Below are 15,078 nucleotides of genomic sequence, written 5' to 3'. Positions count from 1 at the left end.
GAAAGAAAAGCCAGGTCGATATTCCACGACCGCTCATTGGCTGGCAAGGACGAAGGTCAGCAGATGCTTCATCAGGTAGCACGCGTGAGTCCCGGCGTAACAACATGGTGCATATGGTTGATTCATGTAATCAGCATTGTTCAACAATATTATCTTTATGTATCTACAACTTGGCGCGCCTGAATGACCCTTGGCATGGTCATTGCTCTGGCAGAATACCTCTCATCTCAGGAATGCCGCCGTGACACAGACTGCCAATGAGTTCACCAAGGCGCGCCGCGCCTCTCTGATCGCCGCGATCTTCATGATGGCGACGTCTGCCATCGGTCCTGGCTTTCTGACCCAGACAGCCACGTTCACCGCGACTCTGGGAGCAGCGTTTGCCTTCGGCATCCTAGCCTCGATCCTGATCGACTTCGTGGTGCAGTTGAATGTCTGGCGCATCGTGACGCTGACCAGAATGCGCGCGGCCGATCTGGCCAACGCGGCGATCCCGGGTAGCGGTTATCTGCTCGCGGTACTGGTCATCTTCGGCGGCCTGGTATTCAGTCTGGGCAACATCGCCGGTGCAGGCCTGGGCTTGAATGCGTTGACTGGTCTTGATCCCAAGTGGGGTGGCGCCTTGAGCGCGCTGATCGCCATCGCGATCTTCTCGTCGCACCGCGCCGGCATCGCCATGGACCGCATCATGATGGTGCTGGGCACCCTGAAGGTCTGCCTGATTCTGTTCGCCGCTTTCGCATCGCACCCGCCGCTGGGCGAGGCTCTGCGTCAGACAGTCCTGCCGGACATGGTCGATTTCGCGGCCATCACCACCATTGTCGGCGGCACGGTCGGCGGCTATATCACTTACGCCGGTGCTCACCGCTTGCTGGATCGCGGCACCGTCGGGGTCGAGAACATCGATGTGGTGTCCAAGGCGGCACTGACCGGTATTCTGGTCACCGGGGTTGTTCGTTACATACTGTTTCTGGCGATCCTCGGCGTGGTCGCCAGCGGCGTCGTCATCGACGTGTCCGGCCAGGGCGCAAACCCTGCGGCCCAGGCGTTCACCGCTGCCGCTGGCAACTTCGGCCTGATCATGTTCGGTCTGGTGCTCTGGGCGGCCGGCATCAGCAGTGTGATCGGCGCGTCCTATACGTCGATGTCGTTCATCACAGTGTTTTCCAAACGCATCACCGAGCGCGCACGCAATCTGGCGACTGTCGGCTTTATCCTGATTACCGTGGTCGTATACGTCATGTGGGGCAAACCACCGGCCGCGCTGCTGGTCTTTGCCGGGGGCTTCAACGGCTTGATCCTGCCACTGGGCCTGAGCATTTTCATGTACGTCGGCTGGCGCCGGTCCGACATGATGGACGGCTACCACTACCCGCGCTGGCTATTGGTGCTGGGCGTGCTGACTTGTCTTCTGTCGTGGTACATGGCGTTCAAATCAGTCGGTCCCATCTTTGCCTTTATCAATGCAGCCTGATTTCGGAGAACAAAAAATGCCTGCGATAGACCTCAACAGCGACCTCGGTGAAAGCTTCGGCGCCTGGAGCATGGGCGATGACGAGGCGATTCTCGATGTGGTCAGCAGCGCCAACGTGGCCTGCGGTTTCCATGCCGGTGACCCGGCCGGGATCCTGCGCACCCTCGAGGCCGCTGCGGCCCGGGGCGTTGCCATCGGTGCGCATGTGGCCTACCCGGACCTGGTAGGGTTCGGCCGCCGTAACATGGACATCCCGAGCGACCAGCTGACCGCCGATGTCATTTATCAGATCGGCGCGCTGCAGGGTCTGGCCCGCAGCGCCGGGACAAGCGTGAGCTACGTCAAGCCTCATGGCGCGCTGTACAACACCATCGCCGGTGATCAGCGTCAGGCCACGGCGGTCATTCAGGCGCTGTTGCGCATTGATCCCGCGCTGAAGCTGGTGTGCCTGGCCAACTCGCCGTTGCTCGACTGGGCACGCGAAGCAGGGCTTTCCTGCGTCGCCGAAGCGTTCGCCGACCGCGCCTATACCGCTGAAGGCACGCTGGTCTCGCGCTCGCGACCCGGTGCCGTGCTGCACGACGCCGAACGGATCGCCGAGCGCATGCTGCGCCTGGTGCGCGAAGGCGTCATCGAGGCTGAAGATGGCCGCGAAATCAGCCTGCAGGCCGATTCTATCTGCGTACATGGCGACAGCCCGGGAGCGGTGAACATCGCACGCATCCTGAAAAACCGTTTGCACGACGCAGGCGTTACTGTCCGCGCATTCAATCGAGGCTGATCATGAACTCACTGCAACACGCCCGCGAGGCCGCCAGCGCCGCCCGTGCCCGTTATCGCCAGGGATTCGTCGCGCCGACCGCTGGCGAAGCGCCCGGCCTGACCCAGTGCAACATGATCACGCTGCCGCGTGAATGGGCGTATGACTTTCTGCTGTTCGCGCAGCGCAACCCGCAAGCCTGCCCGGTGCTGGATGTGACCGAGCCCGGCAGCCACACCACACTGTTGGCCGAGCAGGCTGATCTGCGCACCGACCTGCCGCTGTACCGGGTCTGGCGCGATGGGCAACTGGCCGAAGAACTGAGTGATGTGAGCCACATCTGGGCGCAGCACACTGATCTGGTCAGCTTTCTGATCGGCTGCAGCTTCACCTTCGAAACCGACCTGATGCACGCTGGCATTGATGTGCGCCACATCAGCGAAGGCTGCAATGTGCCAATGTACCGCAGCAACCGGGTCTGCCGCCCGGCCGGCCGCCTGCAGGGCAACATGGTGGTGTCGATGCGCCCGATCGCGGCGGACCGGGTTGCCGAAGCGGCGCGCATCACCGGTCGCTATCCCGGTGTGCACGGCGCGCCGGTACATGTCGGCGAGCCTGGACTGCTCGGCATCAACGACCTGGCGACCCCTGATTTTGGTGATGCGGTGACGATCAGGCCCGGCGAGATTCCGGTGTTCTGGGCCTGCGGCGTGACCCCGCAGGCGGTGGTCATGGCGTCCCGTGTGCCGTTTGCGATTTCCCACGCGCCGGGCCACATGTTCATTACCGATATTCCGGACAGCTACTACCACGTATAGGAGAGGCTCATGCGTTTCTACCCGGCCAACCTGGATGCCCTCCTGGTTGAACTGTCGAATCTGGACGAGACCCTGGCCCTGTTCGAATCGTTACAGCAGATGCCCATCGCTGGCGTCGAGGAAATCGTCCCGGCTGCTCGAACGTTGCTGGTGCATTTTCGTCCGGCAGCCATCGGTTTCGAAGCGCTCGCCACACAGATCGCCTCGCGCGACATTCGTGGCAAGGCCCGCGAGGCGGGCAAGCTGATCGAAATACCTGTGCATTACAACGGCGAAGACCTGGCCGATGTCGCCCGCGAGCTGGACATCAGCGTCGAGGAAGTGATCAAGCGCCACACCGGCAGCGACTACAACGTTGCCTTCTGCGGCTTTGCGCCCGGTTTTGCCTACCTCAGCGGCGGCGCCGGTTTCGTGGTGCCACGGCGCAGCACGCCGCGCACACGTATTCCGGCTGGCGCCGTGGCACTGGCCGGTGGTTTCAGTGGCATTTATCCACAGGCCAGCCCCGGCGGCTGGCAGATTATCGGGGTGACCACCTCAACCATGTGGGATCTGGGCCGCGACGAGCCCGCCTTGCTCCAGCCCGGCTACCGCGTGCGTTTCCAGGATGCCGGACCGCTCCCGGAGACCCGTGTGCAGGTTGCCGCACCTGTCCGGCCGCAGGCGACGACGGTCAGCGAAGACTATCTGCAGATCGAGACGCCAGGTCTGCAGACCCTGTTTCAGGACCTGGGCCGCCCCGGCCGGGCGGGGCAGGGAGTTTCCGCATCGGGTGCGCTGGATCGCGGCGCCTTGCGCGCTGCCAACCGCGCGGTGGGTAACGATCCGGCGACGGCGTGCCTGGAAATTCTCATGGGTGGCCTGACGTTCACTTGTCAGGGGCAGACCGTTGTGGCGATTACCGGGGCTCAGGCCAGCGTTGAAGTGCTGACCGCCGAAGGAGAAAGGCTGCAGGCACCGTTGTATGCACCGCTGGCCTTGCAGAGCGGCGATCAGGTGAGCATCGGCTCGCCCAGCGCCGGCCTGCGCAATTATCTCGCGGTTCGTGGCGGTTTCATTCATGAACCGGTGCTTGGCAGCCTGTCCACCGACACGCTGGCCCAGGTCGGACCGGCGCCGCTGGCGGCGGGTGATCGACTTGGTTTTCAACGCAGGTCCGGTGGATCGGCTGTGTCGGTCAGTGAACAGCCCTCCTTCGAAATGCCGCGTGCCGATCAGGTCATCACCCTGGATGTGGTCATGGGCCCGCGCAGTGACTGGTTCAGCGCCGAAGCCCAGCAACTGCTGGCGCAACAGACCTGGCGGGTCACGCCGCAGTCCAACCGTATCGGTATTCGCCTGGCGGGCGAGCAATCGCTGCAACGTGCCGTCGATGGCGAGTTGCCCAGCGAGGGCACCACGGTCGGCGCCATTCAGGTGCCGCCCAGTGGCCAGCCGGTGCTGTTCCTGGCCGATCACCCGTTGACCGGCGGTTACCCGGTGATCGGCGCAGTCGCCACCTACCACCTGGACAAGGCCGGGCAGATTCCGGTCAATGCCCGCATTCGCTTCAACCCGCTGAGCGCCTTCGAGCCCGTGCGCCCCGCCACTTCAGACGAGACCAAGAACAGATGAAAAAGGTTCTGATTGCCAATCGTGGCGAAATTGCCGTTCGTATTGCCCGTGCCTGCCGTGACTACGGGGTCGCCTCGGTGGCGGTGTACGCCGATGCCGATATCGACGCGCTGCACGTACGTCAGGCCGATGAAGCCTATGGGCTGCAGGGCGAGCGCCCGACCGACACCTACCTGAACATCGAAAAGCTGCTGGCGGTTGCCGCTCGTGCCGGTGCCGATGCGGTTCACCCCGGCTACGGCTTCCTCTCGGAGCGCGCCGAATTCGCCCGCGCTGTGATCGACGCCGGTCTGATCTGGATCGGTCCCGATCCTGCGACCATCGACGCGCTGGGGGACAAAGTCCAGGCCCGGCGTATCGCCCTGAAGGTCGGCGCACCGCTGGTGGCCGGTACGGAAGACCCGGTGAGCGATGCCTCTGAAGTGGTCGCGTTTGCCGAGCAACATGGCTTGCCGATTGCCATCAAGGCCGCGTTTGGCGGCGGTGGTCGCGGCTTGAAAGTCGCCTGGAAGCTCGATGAAGTCAGCGAGCTGTACGAGTCTGCGGTGCGTGAAGCGGTGACTGCGTTCGGTCGTGGCGAGTGCTTCGTCGAGCGCTTCCTGGATCGCCCGCGGCACATTGAGGCCCAGATCATTGCCGACCGTCATGGCCGGGTGGTTGTGGTCGGCACCCGTGACTGCTCGTTGCAGCGTCGCAACCAGAAGCTGATCGAGGAAGCGCCGGCCCCTTATCTGACGGACGAGTTGCGCCAGCGCATTCATGAGTCGGCCCGCGCGGTCTGCGCCGAAGCGGGTTATGTCGGTGCCGGTACGGTGGAGTTCCTGCTCAGCGGCGATGGCACCTTGTCGTTTCTGGAGGTCAACACGCGCTTGCAGGTCGAACACCCGGTGACGGAAGAAACCAGCGGCGTGGACCTGGTCATCGAACAACTTCGCGTCGCCGACGGCCTGCCGCTGTCGTTCGACGGCACGCCTGTGCCGCGCGGCCACAGCTTTGAATTCCGCATCAACGCCGAAGACGCGGGCAACGGCTTTCTGCCGACGCCGGGGTCTATCACTGTCTTCCAGCCGCCATCCGGCCCGGGCGTGCGCCTGGACACCGGCGTGACGGAAGGCTCACGGGTCTCACCGAACTTCGACTCGATGATCGCCAAGCTGATCGTCACCGGCGCAACCCGCGAACAGGCCATCAGCCGCGCCCGCCGTGCGCTGGCCGAGTTCAAGGTGGAAGGCGTGGCCACCGTGCTGCCGTTCCATCGGGCGGTCATGGCCCATGACGACTTCACTGCGGCCAATACCTTCGCCGTCCACACCCGCTGGATCGAAACCGACTTCGCCGAGCACGTCACCATCGCTCCGCGCAACGCAGAACCGGTCGACCCCGGCGTGCTGCGTACCTTCGTTGAAATCGACGGCAAACGCCACGAACTGGGCCTGCCTGCTGCGCTGCTGGCTGGCATGAGCCTGAACGCTGCCGCACCGGCTGACGCCAGCCAGCCAGTCACCGATGCCCCGGACCCGCACGCAGTCCTGACCCCGGTAGCGGGCAATCTGCATGCCTGGGCGGTTGAAGACGGTGCGACGGTAGAGAAGGGTCAGGTGATCGCGATCATGGAGGCGATGAAGATGGAAACATCGATACTGGCACCGTGTGCCGGAACCGTGCAGATCAGCCAGGAGCCTGGTGGGTATCTGGAAGCGAAGGTGGTGATTGGGCGGGTTGAGGCCTGAGTTATTCGCTAGTGTGCGTCGACCGGGTGACAGCCCGGTCGACGTACGCCGTCAGTCTTCTCAATCCAGCCGCAACTCAGGCGGCTCGGGCGCATCCTTGGTCGCCGGGGTCACGGTGGTGTTCACTGGCTGCAGGGTGGTTTTTCCGGTCGGCGCATTGCCCTTGTCACCGGGCTCTGCAGGCACCAGTTTGTATTCCAGACCCTGGGTGTTCTTGAGGTAGATCTCCATCTGGCGGAACGAGATGTTGATGTGCTGCTTCTTGAACTCGCGATTGATGAAGCGGTTGATCTCGTCGAGCACCGGGTTGCGGTCGCCCAGATCGCGTACGTGCATGCGCAGTTCGTGGTCGAGGGTGCTTTCGCCGAAGTTCAGGAAGTAGACGATCGGCTCTGGCTCCTTGAGCACCCGAGGGTTTTCCCGGGCAGCTTGCAGCAGCAGGGAGCGCACCAGGTCCAGGTCCGAGCCGTAATCCACGCCCAGCTTGAGGGTTACGCGGGTAACGGTATCGGTCAGCGACCAGTTGATGAGCTGGCCGGTGATGAAGGTCTTGTTCGGGACGATGATGTCCTTGCGGTCGAAGTCGGTGATGGTCGTGGCACGGATGCGGATCTTGCTGACCGTCCCCGACAGGGCGCCGATGGTGATGGTGTCGCCGATCCGCACCGGACGTTCGAAGAGGATCATGATGCCGGAAATGAAGTTGGCGAAGATTTCCTGCATGCCGAAGCCCAGACCCACCGACAGCGCCGCGACCAGCCACTGCAATTTGTCCCAGCTCACGCCCAGCGTCGACAGCGTGGTGACGAAGCCGACACCGGCGATGGTGTACGACAGCAGTGTGGTCGTCGCATAGGCACTGCCTTGCGCGAGGTTCATGCGTGACAGCACCAGCACTTCCAGCAGGCCGGGCAGGTTGCCCGCGAGCACGAAGGTAATGACGATGATCACCCCCGCACCGAGGAAGTCGCTCAGGCTGATCGGCACCATGCTCATGTTGGCACCGGTGCCGCTGGTGTATTCGTAAAGGATGATGTTGTCCAGGTAGGCGAACACCGTGATCAGCTCGGCCCACACCAGGTACAGAGCGCCGACGAATCCGGCCAGCAGGGCCAGACGGATCAGGCGCAGCGACTGCTGGTTGACCTGTTCGATGTCCAGCTTGGGTTCTTCGACCGGAATGTCGCTGTCGCCGTTTTCTCTGGCTGCCTGACGTTTGGCCAGCGCGCGCTGATAGGCCAGGCGCCGGGCGGCGACGCTCAGGCCGCGGACGAAGGTTGCCTCGACCATCAGCCAGATCATCATCAGGTACAGGGTGTCGATCAGACGGTCGCTGAGCTTGAGCGCGGTGTAGTAATAGCCAAAGCAGACCGCGAGGAAGAGCGCGACGGGCAATGCCGTGAACACCACGCCGACGGTTTTGCGGAACAGTGAGGCATTGTGATGCGTGGGGCTTGAGATCAGTAGACGAGCGAGCAGCCAGGTCATCAGTGCGTAGCAGGTCAGCACCACGCCGATCCCCAGCACGTCGTCGGCCAGTGCGGCAGGCTGGTGTTCAGCGACGGCCACTACCGCCACCAGGGCCAGGACTACCAGCCCCAGGCGCCGCACCCAGCCACGCAGGAACTCGACCTGTGCCGTCTCCCAGCGGAAGTGCAGTTGCGCGACGCCTTGCGGGGCCAGGACCCGATAGGCGGTGTAGAACACCAGCCAGGCGAGGGCGATCTGCAGCAATGCCTCGCCCAGGTTGGCGTTTTGCCCTCGGGCGTCGATCTGCAGCGCGTAGCCGCACAGGGCCAGACCCAGTGCGACGGGCATGGCCAGCAGCACGTTGATCAGCAGCGCCAGCGGTGTCTTCCATTGGCTGTCACGTTTGAAGTGACCGATGTCGGCGTGCAGGCGATTGAGCTTCTGGTACAGCGCCTTGCGTCTCCAGGTCAGTATGCCGATCAACAGCAGCAAGGGCAGGAACAGCAACGGCCGCTGAGTCAGGCCGTCTGACAGTTCGCTGAGGCTGGACGTCCACGGCAGGGTGGCGACCTGCTTTTGCAGACGCGGCCAGATATTCTGAAACCATTCCACGTCCAGCGGCTTGTTGCTGGGGATCCAGAACATCTGCTCGTCGAGTGTGGAGCGCAGCCCCTGAGCAGTACTGGTCAGCTGCTTCTGGTTCAGTTGCAGGGTGATGGACTCGTTGAGCAACGCGCTCAGCTCGCGATTGAGGCGCTCCAGCAAGTCACTGCGGGTGATGGCCAGGTCCAGCAGCGTCCGGCGCAATTGCGGGGTGACGTTTTCAGGTGGCTGGGTGGCGAGCAGCTTTTCGACGTATGCGGTCGGCGTGCTCATCTGTTCGCGTTGCTGGTTGATGTCGAACTGATACAGGCGGATGTTGGCGATTTCGTCGGCCAGCCCCTTGTCCAGCTCCAGGTGCGGCAACGCCTGCTTTTGCTTGTAGAGGATCTTGGACAGCAGCAGGCTGCCGCTCAGCACGTTGATCTGCTCGCTGAGGGCTTGATCGGTCTGGGTCAGGTTATCCAGTTGCTGCTTGGTCTTGAGGTTCTGCTGGGTCAGCTCGTTGAGGCGATCGGTGCCGCGCAACAGGTAGTCAGACAGCTTGAGGTTGGCGGCGCTTTCGGTCGCCAGCAGGCTGCTGCCGCCGGACTTCTGCGCTTCCAGGGACAGGTCGGCGACCGTTTTTTGCGACTGGGCGCGACGCTTGTCGTTGATCAGGGTCTGCAGGTCCTGAATTTCCTGCTCCTGGCGCGCGACCTTCTCGGTCAGCAAGTCATGCTGGCTGTTGCCCAGGTCCTGCAACTGGCTGTTGCCGGCCAGTTCCTGGCGGCGCAGCAGGTTGAGGGCGTTGATCGAGGCCAGCTCTGCATTGAGCAGGTTGCGCTGGTCGGCGCTCAGGGTCTTGCCGTTGTCCTTGCCATTCTTGAGGATGACGTTGATCTGCTGGATGCGCGTCTGGTTGGCGCTGATTTCGGTCTGCGCACGTTCCGGCCGGGTCTGCGCGGTAATGGCCAGGCTGTTGGCGTCGTTGAGTTCGCTCTGCAGATCACTTTGCTGGGTGCTGCGCTGACTGAGCAGTTGCTCCAGCTGCGGCACGTCGAGACCGCCATAGCGCTGGGCCACGGGCACCACTTTGCTTTCTTTCAGGCGAGCCAGTTCACGCTGGTTTTCCGATGTCTGTTTGGGCGCCTGGGCGAGCTGCTGTTTGAGCGCTTCGAGCTTCTGTTCGCTGTCCTTCTTGCTGGCCAGAAAAGCCAGTGTCTGTTCGAGGACCTGTTGCAGCGCCTTTTGCTCGGCGTCAGGCAGCTTGCGGTCGGCAATCTTGTCGAGGCTTTGCTGAACAGCGTCGCTGCTGGGCGGATCGGCGGCGAGCGCCGGGAAGGAAGACAGGCAGAGCGCAAACAGTGCGGCAGCACAAAAGGAACGCAGGGAAAACATAGACACCGGTCGCATGATGGTACGTGTGGGTTGGCAGTTTAAAGGAACAGTCCGGGGCCCGGGCGGGTTCCTTCGGGGAATTTGACGCCCACTTTCTGGATCTTGTTCCCGTCCATGACGGCAACTGTCCAAATAGTTCCATTCCATTCAACCTGGTCGCCGACCACCGGCTCGCCACGGTTCTTCTGCACGATGAACTGGCTGAGCGGCATTCCAGGGTCGATGCCGTCGAGTTTCAGGCCATACAGGGCCGCCACTTCACCCAGCCTTGCGTCGCCTTCGAGCACGAAGTCGCCGAAGAAACGCAGGTCCAGCCCGCGCTGCGGCGCCTGGCTGAACAATTTTCCCAGCGCCGGGAGGTCGTGTTCGTGGCCGATCACGCACAGCAGATCACCCACTTCCAGGGTCGTACTGCCGGACGGGTGGAGCAGTTGCTGGCCGCGGAACAATGCTGCGATACGCGTGCCTTCCGGCATCTTCAGTTCACGCAGCGCCGCGCCGATGCACCATTTTTCGGCGCCCAGTCGGTAGACGAACAACTCCCACTCGCTGGTGACGTGTACCTCCAGCGCGGCCCGGGAAATCGGCGCGGGATCAGGCGGAACCGTCACCTTCAGCAGTTTGGCCATCCACGGCAGGCTGGTGCCTTGCAGCAACAGCGAAACCAGCACGATAAAGAACGCCAGGTTGAAATACAGCTGCGCATTGGGCAGGCCGGCCATCAGCGGGAACACCGCGAGGATGATCGGCACCGCGCCACGCAGGCCGACCCAGGCGATAAAGGCTTTTTCGCGGTCATGGAAGGCCTTGAACGGCAGCAGGCCGACCATCACCGACAGCGGGCGTGCCACCAGAATCATCCACAGCGCCAGACCCAGTGCGGGTATCGCAATCGGCAGCAGATCGTGCGGTGTGACCAGCAGGCCCAGCACCAGAAACATGCCGATCTGCGCGAGCCAGGCCATGCCGTCGAGCATATGCAGGATGCCATGGCGGCTGCGAATCGGCCGGTTGCCGAGCACCAGGCCGCACAGGTAGACCGCGAGAAAACCGCTGCCGTGGATGGCGTTGGTCAGGGCGAAGATCGCCAGACCGCCAGCAATCACCAGAATCGGGTAGAGGCCGGCCGCCAGATTGATGCGATTGACCAGTTGCAGCAGAATCCAGCCGCCGCCCAGGCCGATGAAGCTACCGATACCGAATTCCTGGATCAGGTGCCCCAGCAGTCCCCAGTGCAGCCCGGTCTGCCCGCTGGCGAGCATGCCGATCAGGGTGACGGTCAGGAACACCGCCATGGGATCGTTGCTACCCGACTCGATCTCGAGGCTGGCGGTAACGCGCTCGTTCAAACCTTTGCCGCCCAACAGGGAGAACACCGCCGCGGCGTCCGTGGAGCCGACGATCGCGCCGATCAGCAGGCCCTGGATGACGCTGAGATTGAATAGCCACGCAGCCATCATCCCGGTCAGTACGGTGGTGATCAGCACGCCTACCGTCGCCAGCGACAAGGCCGGCCACAGCGCAACCCGGAAACTGGCTACCCGCGTTCGCAGCCCGCCGTCGAGCAGGATCACCGCCAGTGCAAGGTTGCCCACCAGGTAGGCGGTCGCATAGTTGTCAAAGATAATCCCGCCGCCATCGACGCCTGCCACCATGCCCACTGCAAGGATGATGACCAGGATCGGAATGCCGAGGCGTGACGAAAGAGAACTGACCAGGATGCTTGCGGCTACCAGCAACGCGCCGATCAGGAACAGGCTGTTGATGGTGGTGGCGTCCAAGGGCGGTACTCCGTAGAAAACTGAATTGAAGCAGGAAGGGCGAAAGCTGACCATGCAGTCCGCGTGCCAAGGGATTTAACCTGTTGAATTGCTTGGCTGTCAAAGAGCAATTTCGAGTGATTGACCCAGACCGGCGCTCCCGGGCTCACGATTGGTTGCAATCCAGCGGCTGACACAGAGTTATATACCGCAGACCAGGCCTCCTTGCTCCCTACTGTCGGGGCTCCAACCACCAAGAAGGTTTTTCATCATGGACGATGAATTTGCAGCACAGTACGACTTTGGCGATGACGACAGGGCTGGCGATGATGACTCTGACGCAGAGTTCTGGGCGCGGGTAGACGAAGACTATTCGGTCAGCGATTACTTCCGGCTCAACCCGATCAGCCTGCAGTCACCTGCCGCTCTTGCTGCGCGGGATATCGCACAGCAATGCCAGTCAAGATGGGGCGTCGAGATCGATCCGGACGACACCCTGATCGCCACTCTGTATATCGAAGACCCGAAGCTCCATCCCGCTCCTCACCGCGCCAATGTCGCTCATTCGATGACGCTGACCGAGGCTCTGCTGCGTAACTGGCAGCAAAAGGGCAATGGCGACTGGTTTGATCACCTCGGGCATTTGCAGCCACATCATCAGGACGGTCTCGACTGTCAGGTTGTGGATGAAAAATTGCCGTCCTATGACTGCGTCGCTTATGAGGCGGTGTACCGGAAAACCGATCCGCAGCACTACGATTCGACGACGCAACTCAGCCTGACTGCCGAGGCGTTCAAGCAGTACATCTGGGACCACAACCTGCAAGCCGGCTATCTCGCCTACCTGAAACAGTTCTGGCAGGCGCACGCAGAAGACTACAACCTGATGCTCAAGGCCGGTCTGTTCAGGGCGGCCTGGCTGCAAGCCGAGGAAAACACGCTCAAGGCCGAGCACAAGGACATGGTGCTGGAGGCGCTCGGGCTGCCTGCCGATCAGGGTTGGAAACAGCTGAGTTTCGACGCTTTTGTCGCCGCGCCGATTTCCACTCGCGTGACGATTTCCGAGTTGCAGGTGCATGGCTACAGCGCCGCCGACATCATGGTCATACGCAGTGCCGATTCGCCGACCGTGCTGCTCTACATCCCTGGCAATTCGTCACCGATTCACGCATTCGCCAGCGCCGACGCACTCAAGGACTGGGTCGCGCTGATGTGCAAGGATCCGGGCAAACGCCGGTCCTTAGAGGGGCATTTCAATGCCACGGATGACGTCGATGGCTTTTTCTACAGTGGTGTTGCCACCGCCCTCAGAGGCTTCGCTGTCTACCCGAAACTGCTGGACGCCGCGACCGGTGCGTGGAACCCGCGCAAACTGGTGCGGTTCGGCGAGCCGCTGCAGCCCTGGCCGTTCTCGCACTTCAAGGATCGGGTCAAGGCGAAATCTGAAGCTGACGCGCTGCAAAAAATACGTAGCCATGGCGACTACTGGAAAGAGGAAGCCAGCAGTGGCTTGAGCGAGTGTGTGTCTGTTCTGGGCGGTGTTGCCATCGTCTTTCCCGAACTGATTCCGGTCATCGCGGGGCTGTCCCTTGCACTGGTCGGGCTGGGCGTCGACGCGGCAGTCAATGGCCGTACGCTGGACGAGCGTCAGGCGGGGCTTGGGCGGATTGCATTCGGGGTATTGAACGCGTTGCCGATTCTTGCCGAGGAGGGCGCTGCGGTCGAGGCTGGCGCCGAAACCGGGCTGATTGACAAGACGGGAGACGGTTATGAAGTCTCCGTCCCAACCCCCTCGATCGACCCTGCTGTAGAGGTCGAGCCGATTCCTGTGTTCAGGGAAGAGCCGCCGGCCTTGCGTTCGCTCGATGCCAAAATGCGCCGCCTGCTGCGCGCGCTCGAAGTGACTCAGGATCTGCCGGGACTGGCGTCGGGAGAAGTGGCGGGCATTTATCCGCTGCAAGGCAAAAGTTACATCGAACTGCATGACCAGGCGTTTCGGGTCGAGTGGGTGCCACAGGAAAAGCAGTACCGGATTCGCTCTGATTCTGATCCGCGTGTCTGGGGGCCTTACGTGAAGACTATCGACACCGGCTATTGGGATCTGGACCTCAAGCTCGGTTTGCGCGGCGGGGAGAGCTTTGACGGCTCGCGATTGCCGCCTGTCAGCGAGGCAGAAAGCGCCGTCGTGGCGGTCATGCCTGAAGAGCCAGCCATCGAGGTGCAGCGCTGGGGCCCCAAGGTGCAGATCGAGTTGCCACTGGATCAGATCATGGTCGAGGAAGTACTGAGCGAGGCAAAAGGGACGGTCGTAGAGAAGTACTTCATTCAGATCGGAGGGGGCAGGAAGAACGTCTATTACGATGCGGACATTCCGTGCTGGCGAACTGACCCGTCTTCAAATGGCCTTGTCTGGCTGGACCGCAACGGAGTCTGGAACGGCGGGGCGGAAGATGCATTCAGGAAAGTAGAGGCCAACCTGCCACAGAGTCGGCGCTTCGAAATCTATTCTTTTCCTCGCGTGCCCAGGTTGCCTGCAGATGCCGAGCCCATCAGCCGTGTGGTTCACCACATATGGCTGGGCGAACGCATGCCGGGCGATAACCTGCTGGAAAAGATGCTGGACAACATGCGCACCAGCCCGGACTTGCGCTTCGAGCTGCATATCGATATCAACCACCCGACGGCGCATCAGCAGTTGCTGGATTACTTCAGTGCCCATCCACAGATGCAGATTTCCAGGCTCAAGGAAGAAGCGTTCTTTCCCACGTTCCTGAGTGGTGAAAACGGCGAAGCCTTCAACTATTTCATGCACTCGGATAATCGTAATTATGCGGCGGCGTCGGACATTCTGCGCTATCGGCTGATCAACGAATACGGCGGCATTTATCTGGATTGCGATGACACCATCAATGTCCCTTTCGCAGGCACGCCATTGAAAGCAGGGCCCAATGATGTATTGCTGGGAAGGCGTCTGGATGCGCAGCAATTGAGCTACACCGGGCCGGGTAACAGCCATTTCGCCAGCCATCCGGATAATCCGGTCCTGAAGAGGATCCTGAAGGAAATAAACACGCGTTTCCAGAATGAAAAACAGACCAACAAGGCGTTTTTCAGTACACGCAGACCCTTTATCGACCACAGCAGCGAAGCCTCGCGAAGCGCTTCCAAGGAGCGAATGACGCCATACATGACGCGCATTTCGGACCTGACCGGTCCCAAGCTCATGTCAGACGTCTTGAGAATGCTGCGGCCAGATTATTTCGATCTGCTGGAGCGTTCCTATTTGCCGGTCGACGAGGTCTTGTCCGTGTTGTACATCGATCACCTTAACGAGGCCGTGGACTTTTATTTTCCATTCAAGAGCAGGGCGAAGATTTCCCCGGGCTCCGAGAATGGTTGGTAAGGCATTCAGTGTTTGCAGTATTTGCAGTGGCTCGTTGGCTGAGCCGCCACCTGTATTCACAAGTTCGTG

8 protein-coding genes are annotated in these 15,078 nt (G+C 61.8%); 6 read left to right on the top strand and 2 right to left on the bottom strand.

Annotated elements, in window-relative coordinates:
• Nucleotides 1–241: 241 nt before the first annotated feature.
• From JOE33_RS11605 to JOE33_RS11585, 5 genes are read left to right on the top strand one after another with little or no spacing between them, the layout of a single operon-like run.
• The gene (locus JOE33_RS11605; RefSeq protein ID WP_010440067.1) at nucleotides 242–1,474 is read left to right on the top strand and encodes an NRAMP family divalent metal transporter; all 1,233 of its coding nucleotides are present in this window, start codon (nucleotides 242–244) and stop codon (nucleotides 1,472–1,474) included.
• 16 nt (nucleotides 1,475–1,490) lie between these two features.
• A complete protein-coding gene (locus tag JOE33_RS11600; RefSeq protein WP_010440069.1) occupies nucleotides 1,491–2,255 on the top strand; it encodes a 5-oxoprolinase subunit PxpA in 765 nt (254 codons plus the stop codon).
• A 2-nt stretch (nucleotides 2,256–2,257) separates the two neighbouring features.
• Nucleotides 2,258–3,052, top strand: coding sequence for a putative hydro-lyase (locus JOE33_RS11595; RefSeq protein WP_010440072.1), 795 nt, complete (start codon nucleotides 2,258–2,260; stop codon nucleotides 3,050–3,052).
• A gap of 9 nt (nucleotides 3,053–3,061) precedes the next feature.
• Nucleotides 3,062–4,666, top strand: a complete 1,605-nt coding sequence (locus tag JOE33_RS11590) for a 5-oxoprolinase/urea amidolyase family protein (RefSeq protein WP_010440074.1) — start codon at nucleotides 3,062–3,064, stop codon at nucleotides 4,664–4,666.
• Nucleotides 4,663–6,396 (top strand): biotin carboxylase N-terminal domain-containing protein, encoded by a 1,734-nt coding sequence (locus JOE33_RS11585; protein WP_187625027.1) that lies wholly within the window; start codon nucleotides 4,663–4,665, stop codon nucleotides 6,394–6,396. The genes JOE33_RS11590 and JOE33_RS11585 overlap by 4 nt, the downstream gene beginning before the upstream one ends.
• 60 nt (nucleotides 6,397–6,456) lie before the next feature.
• Here the strand turns inward: JOE33_RS11585 and mscK are convergent, their stop codons facing one another.
• A complete protein-coding gene (mscK, locus tag JOE33_RS11580; RefSeq protein WP_187625096.1) occupies nucleotides 6,457–9,846 on the bottom strand; it encodes a mechanosensitive channel MscK in 3,390 nt (1,129 codons plus the stop codon).
• Between the two features lie 38 nt (nucleotides 9,847–9,884).
• Nucleotides 9,885–11,627, bottom strand: a complete 1,743-nt coding sequence (locus JOE33_RS11575) for a potassium/proton antiporter (RefSeq protein ID WP_003414375.1) — start codon at nucleotides 11,625–11,627, stop codon at nucleotides 9,885–9,887.
• Between the two features lie 250 nt (nucleotides 11,628–11,877).
• Here JOE33_RS11575 and JOE33_RS11570 point away from each other — a divergent pair, with 250 nt between their 5' ends.
• Nucleotides 11,878–15,009, top strand: coding sequence for a DUF6543 domain-containing protein (locus JOE33_RS11570; RefSeq protein ID WP_187625028.1), 3,132 nt, complete (start codon nucleotides 11,878–11,880; stop codon nucleotides 15,007–15,009).
• Nucleotides 15,010–15,078: the final 69 nt, after the last annotated feature.

The organism is Pseudomonas sp. PvP027, from assembly GCF_017833005.1.
Classification (GTDB): domain Bacteria; phylum Pseudomonadota; class Gammaproteobacteria; order Pseudomonadales; family Pseudomonadaceae; genus Aquipseudomonas; species Aquipseudomonas congelans.
The sequence above is the reverse complement of the archived record's forward strand: the minus strand, read 5'-3'. Positions and strand labels throughout refer to the sequence as shown.

What these genes read in the sequence shown, in the direction of transcription:
- JOE33_RS11600 (WP_010440069.1), top strand. Translation starts at nt 1,491, where the DNA reads ATGCCTGCGATAGACCTCAACAGCGACCTCGGTGAAAGCTTCGGCGCC.
- JOE33_RS11595 (WP_010440072.1), top strand. Translation starts at nt 2,258, where the DNA reads ATGAACTCACTGCAACACGCCCGCGAGGCCGCCAGCGCCGCCCGTGCC.
- JOE33_RS11590 (WP_010440074.1), top strand. Translation starts at nt 3,062, where the DNA reads ATGCGTTTCTACCCGGCCAACCTGGATGCCCTCCTGGTTGAACTGTCG.
- JOE33_RS11585 (WP_187625027.1), top strand. Translation starts at nt 4,663, where the DNA reads ATGAAAAAGGTTCTGATTGCCAATCGTGGCGAAATTGCCGTTCGTATT.
- mscK (WP_187625096.1), bottom strand. Translation starts at nt 9,846, where the DNA reads ATGTTTTCCCTGCGTTCCTTTTGTGCTGCCGCACTGTTTGCGCTCTGC.
- JOE33_RS11570 (WP_187625028.1), top strand. Translation starts at nt 11,878, where the DNA reads ATGGACGATGAATTTGCAGCACAGTACGACTTTGGCGATGACGACAGG.